Origin of the sequence: Pseudovibrio sp. WM33 (assembly GCF_001623165.1) — a bacterium.
Lineage (GTDB): Bacteria > Pseudomonadota > Alphaproteobacteria > Rhizobiales > Stappiaceae > Pseudovibrio.
Window position 1 is genome coordinate 2,525 of sequence record NZ_LMCK01000027.1, and the last position, 4,971, is coordinate 7,495.

General features: G+C 46.5%; 4 protein-coding genes. All 4 read left to right on the forward strand.

Going from position 1 to position 4,971, the window contains the following annotated elements; translation table 11 throughout:
• Window positions 1-1,213 (forward strand): type VI secretion system tip protein TssI/VgrG (gene tssI, locus PsWM33_RS26700; protein WP_153039906.1); only part of this gene is annotated, 1,213 nt, incomplete at its 5' end.
• A gap of 9 nt (window positions 1,214-1,222) precedes the next feature.
• Window positions 1,223-1,591: a PAAR domain-containing protein gene (locus PsWM33_RS06945; RefSeq protein WP_082596416.1), complete on the forward strand. Its 369-nt coding sequence runs from the start codon at window positions 1,223-1,225 to the stop codon at window positions 1,589-1,591.
• Window positions 1,588-2,595: a DUF4123 domain-containing protein gene (locus tag PsWM33_RS06950; protein ID WP_063299680.1), complete on the forward strand. Its 1,008-nt coding sequence runs from the start codon at window positions 1,588-1,590 to the stop codon at window positions 2,593-2,595. The genes PsWM33_RS06945 and PsWM33_RS06950 overlap by 4 nt, the downstream gene beginning before the upstream one ends.
• A 418-nt stretch (window positions 2,596-3,013) precedes the next feature.
• On the forward strand, window positions 3,014-4,498 hold the full coding sequence (locus tag PsWM33_RS06960) for a T6SS phospholipase effector Tle1-like catalytic domain-containing protein (RefSeq protein WP_063299682.1): 1,485 nt from the start codon (window positions 3,014-3,016) through the stop codon (window positions 4,496-4,498).
• Window positions 4,499-4,971: the final 473 nt, after the last annotated feature.

A 4,971-nucleotide genomic window follows, 5' to 3' on the forward strand; every position in this document is an offset into this window, starting at 1 on the left:
AGAGGCCACGACAGGGCATGGCGCGACCAATGCTATCCACCTGATGGCCGGTCATCAGTTTGCGCTCACGGACCACCCGAACAGCGATTACAACATCAAGTATCATTTGCTCACCGTCTCGCATCAGGGCAGCCAGCCCCAGGCCGTGGCAGAGGAAGCCGGCAGCGGCACCACCACTTACAGCGCCGGCTTTGAGGTTATGCCCGCCCGCCTGCCATACCGGCCCAAACTGCTCAAAAAGCCTTTGGTGGATGGCCCTCAGATCGCCCATGTCACCGGACCTGAAGGTGAAGAGATTTACTGCGACGAACATGGCCGGGTGAAAGTCTGGTTCCCATGGGATCGCCATGGCAAGAAGAACGACACTTCCTCCTGCTGGATCCGCGTGTCCTCCAACTGGGCTGGCGCCAGCTGGGGCCACATCGCCATCCCCCGCATCGGCCACGAAGTCATCGTAGACTTCCTCGAAGGCGACCCAGACCAACCCATCATCACAGGGCGGACGTATCACAACAACAACCGCACACCGAACAAGCTACCTGACTTTAAAACACGCATGGTCCTGAAGTCAGATAGTCATAAGGCGGAAGGCTACAATGAGCTTCGTTTTGAAGATGAGGGCGGACAAGAGGAAGTCTGGTTCCACGCCCAGAAGTTCCACAACGGAGTTGTTGAGAATAACGAGACCTGGAAGGTCGGGGCCAATCGCCACAAGCGGGTTGAGGGCTCACAGTCTGAATCTATAGGCGGATCAAAGGATATTGAGGTGGATGGCTCACACAGAGAAACCATCTCTGGTGTAAAAGATCTTCATGTGAAAGCGGTTCGCCGCACGCAGGTTGACGCCGCCGACAACGAAAGCATTGCTGATGACAAAACGCTGCAGGTTGGAGGCAACTATACCGCCAAGGTGAACCGTAACATTCGTATGGAAAGTCTGGCGCACCAGCATTACACTGCTCCTGGTACCATCTTTGTTGATGGTGGTGATCAGGTGGTTGTTCGTGCTGGCTCTGCCATCTCTCTCAACGTGGGTGGCAACTTCATTCGTATCGATGCAAGTGGCATCAAGATTGAAGGCACTGTTGTGAATGTCAATTGCGGCGCAGGGGCTCCGGCGACTGGCAAGGATGTGCCATTCATTGAACCATCTGCTCCAGAAGATTATCAAGGTCCTCATGCTGAGCGCTATGCCCGCTCCTTTGAGAAATAGGAGAGGTCTATGTCAGGAAAACCCGCAGCTCGTTTAGGTGACATTGGCTCTGGCCATGATTGTCATTTCCCGCCAACACCTGCCATTGCCGGAAGTCCGAATATTTTCATCAACAACCGGCCTGCTGTAAGGCAAGGGGATGCCTATGCGCCCCATGGCTGTTCACCATGCCCGTCTCCCTCTCATGGCAGAGCATTGGCGGCTGGCAGTCCGACGGTGAACTTCAACAACAAGCAAGCGGGCCGTGTTGGCGATCCCATAGATTGCGGTGGTGCTGACGTTTCAGGAAGCGCGAATGTGTTCATCGGCGCCGCGTCCCCTCCAGGGACACGCAAACCGTTCGCTGAGGAATGTCCATTTGCTAAGGATGCCTCATGACACAGGCAGCTTTATCTATCGATGTAGCGCCAGACACGCTCATCGCGGACAGTGTGAAGGCAAGCCTGTTTGCCAAAGTCACCGATGACATTGCCGCTTATGCGATTATAGATGGACAATGGTGCGAAGATATCTATGGCCGGTTGCTGGGTGAAGAGCATACCAACTGGTGCAGCCTGATTGCTGGAGAACTGGCACAAGAACTGGCCTTGACTGCTCCTTATCTGGTGCGGTTGGAGCAGGATAGCGATCTCACTAACTGGTTGATTGAAGAAGGCTGGGGCAAGGGCTGGGGAATTTACTTCTTAGCCTCAAAATCAAAGGCCAAAGAGCTTTACAGGACCCCGCCCCCGGAAAGTCTGAAGCAGCAAGTAGAGCGCGGGGCTTTTGTTGCTTCGCCAGATATCTCTGAGGACGAAGCCACGGATGTCGTGCTGCTACGACGGCATTTCCGGCGTTACCTACGCGTTGAGTTTGAAAGTGATGGCCGGTTGGTGCGGTTTCGGTTTTTTGATCCAGCTGTTCTGCGCGTCTGGCTGCTCTCTACAAACCCGTCGGAAACGCAGGCTTTCTTCGGGCCAATTACTGACTTCATTGCTGAGGATTGGTGTGAGGAGCCCAGCCTGTGCAATGCCCAGCAGCTCTGGCACTTCGCAGCACCTGCTGCAGGTGAACATTGCAAGACAAACCGTTTTAACATGGGGACGCGCCAACTCACACCCATGACACCAATTACAGAAAGCTCCACACAAACCAACGAACGACCCAAGAGCCACATCACCCTGATCCGTAAGGCTCAGGAGAAGGTGTTTGAGGACATGCAGTGGGAGTTGTTTATAGCAAAAATTGCGCATGATCTCTTGAAGGCAAAAGCCTTGCCGCAAATAGGTGTTACAACCTTTGCTGGTGCACAAGATTTTGCTAGAGATCAAGTTAAAGAAGCTATTGCGAATGGAGTAGAAACTGTTGGTGAATTGAATGAGTATTTAAAACAAACGTATTAATTATAAAAATGACATTATCCGAGGAATAGATGACGAACAAAGAAGATAGAGTTCCAAGATTTACTTTAGCTGGCACTATGTTTGTACTGCTCTTAGTAGCAATTCCGTTTGGGAGTGTGTTATTTGTAGATCTTATATCAATAAATCCTATTTTATTATTTTTTGATGTAATGAAATTAAGTAATATCAAGTATTTATCTGGAGAATATTTGATATTTTATTATAATTTTATTATTTTTATATTGATAGTATGGTATTTTTTTATTCTCAGGAATGGGAATTATAGTTATTTTACTAAATCTATATCTATTATATTGATGGTAGTATTTCTTGTGAGCGCGCTAATAACACAAATAGTGTTTTCAGGAATGCTTTATACAAGTGAGAACCGTAATGTAACTCCGATAGAGAATAGTAGATGACGGAGCAATTACTAAAAGACAAGCGTTCTATTTGCGAAACCTGTAAATTTGTATTGCGGATTGGCTTATTTTTTGATGGGACCGGCAACAATGCTTACAATGTAAGTACTCGTCTAGCAGGAGGTGAACTGCCGGGCATTGATAATATGCCATTAACTTCAGATAGTTATAAATCAGACTATACTAATATATGGAAACTTCACCGTCTATATCCTTCCTCGCATAGCCAGAAAAACGTGGAAGAGGAAACATACATCTACGGTAACTACTATATCGAAGGAATTGGAACGGACACTGGAAACATTGATTCTCCTAACGGACAAATCTCTGGCAGTGGCGATTATGGTGTACTTGCAAAATCGGAAAAGGGAGCTTCGCAGGCTTGGGAATTTGTAAGTGCATATGCCTCCTATAATATTACTAGAATTGAAGTTGATGTTTTTGGCTTCTCCCGAGGAGCTGCAGCAGCGCGTCACTACGCTCATGTGCTGAATTTGTTTCAAGCGATCTACGGTCCATATTACAAGACGACGCGACATATGGGATATAACAGAACAAAAACAAAACAGAACATGGAGGGGGAAAAGCGCCGCGTAATGTACTTAAAAGTAAGAGGTGATAAATCTCTATATAGCGTATTTCATGAAATCCCAACTAAACTGCAGTTTATAGGCCTATTCGACACTGTTCCTTCTATCTCGTCACCTAGGCACTTTGATTTTTCGCCACAAAATAACGACAACGGTAGTGTTTTACTTCATTTGCCAGTTGGTATTGCGGAAAGAAAGGTCGTTCATCTTACTGCAATCAACGAGCGCAGGAAGAACTTCGCTCTAAAATCGATTTTGTCAAGCCCGGTAGGCTGTGAAGTACCAGAGGTGAAAACCCAAGGCAATCATATTGAAGAATGTCTTTATGGTTCCCATTCGGACATCGGTGGAGGTTATTTGTCGGGGGGGACCGAGGTTGATCTTGGTACAAACCCAAGTGCAGTTGAGCGCGCTATCGACGAAGGGCGGATCGGTTCCGTAGACGATCCGTTTTGTGAAACAACCGATGCCTACTATTCAGCCCAAGTTAAAGAGTGCACCTATGAAGGCGAGAATGGACGAATTACTCAGAAGTCAGTAAATGATGAGATTTTCGAAGCGACTATGCAGCGCGGCTATGTCGATGGGGCGCTCTCACGAATAGCACTACATAAAATGCATGCCTATGCTGTATCCAGTAATGTACCATTAATACCAATCCAGCACGAAGATGAAGTCGGTACGTTGACAGAGCAACCAGCAAATCCCATCCAAGGGCTGACCGATATACCTGATGAGCTAAAATTAATTGACGAAAAGACTCATAATAACGCGCCACTATCTATGGAAGAGCAAAAGTTACTAAATAGGAAATACATCCACAACTCTGACAAGGATTCTCTAGGGCATGCCCCTACAAAGAGTGGCAAGCGCGTTATCTTTGCTAACTAGAGGTGGATTTAGGCCTGAGTCTCTTAGACAAGATCGTGTAAAATCGATGAGAGGAATTTAAGCGAGTTGCTTTTATAGTATCTAGATGTGTTGAGAATGAACGTAATCAGAAATGGTAGATCATTTGAAAATACAGATTTTTACTATGGAGAAAAGCAACAGCAACTTGAAATTTATTTCGGCGAGAATTGAATACATTATACCTGAGTAGAAAATTATGTATTGAGGCAATAACTGAGATTTTGACATTGAGATACTCAATGTTCTGCGTCAACACTACGTCAACAGCTATATTCGGTTTGAGCTGTATTTGCTCTCCTTTGAAGACGGTGATTATGCCCGAATACCGTATAAGAACAAAAGATAAATCAGAGTATTGTAGGCTAACTTATTGAAAAATAATAATAGTAGAGTTTACTACATTAGGGGCTCGTAACCTGAAGGTCGTAAGTTCAAATCTTACCCCCGCAACC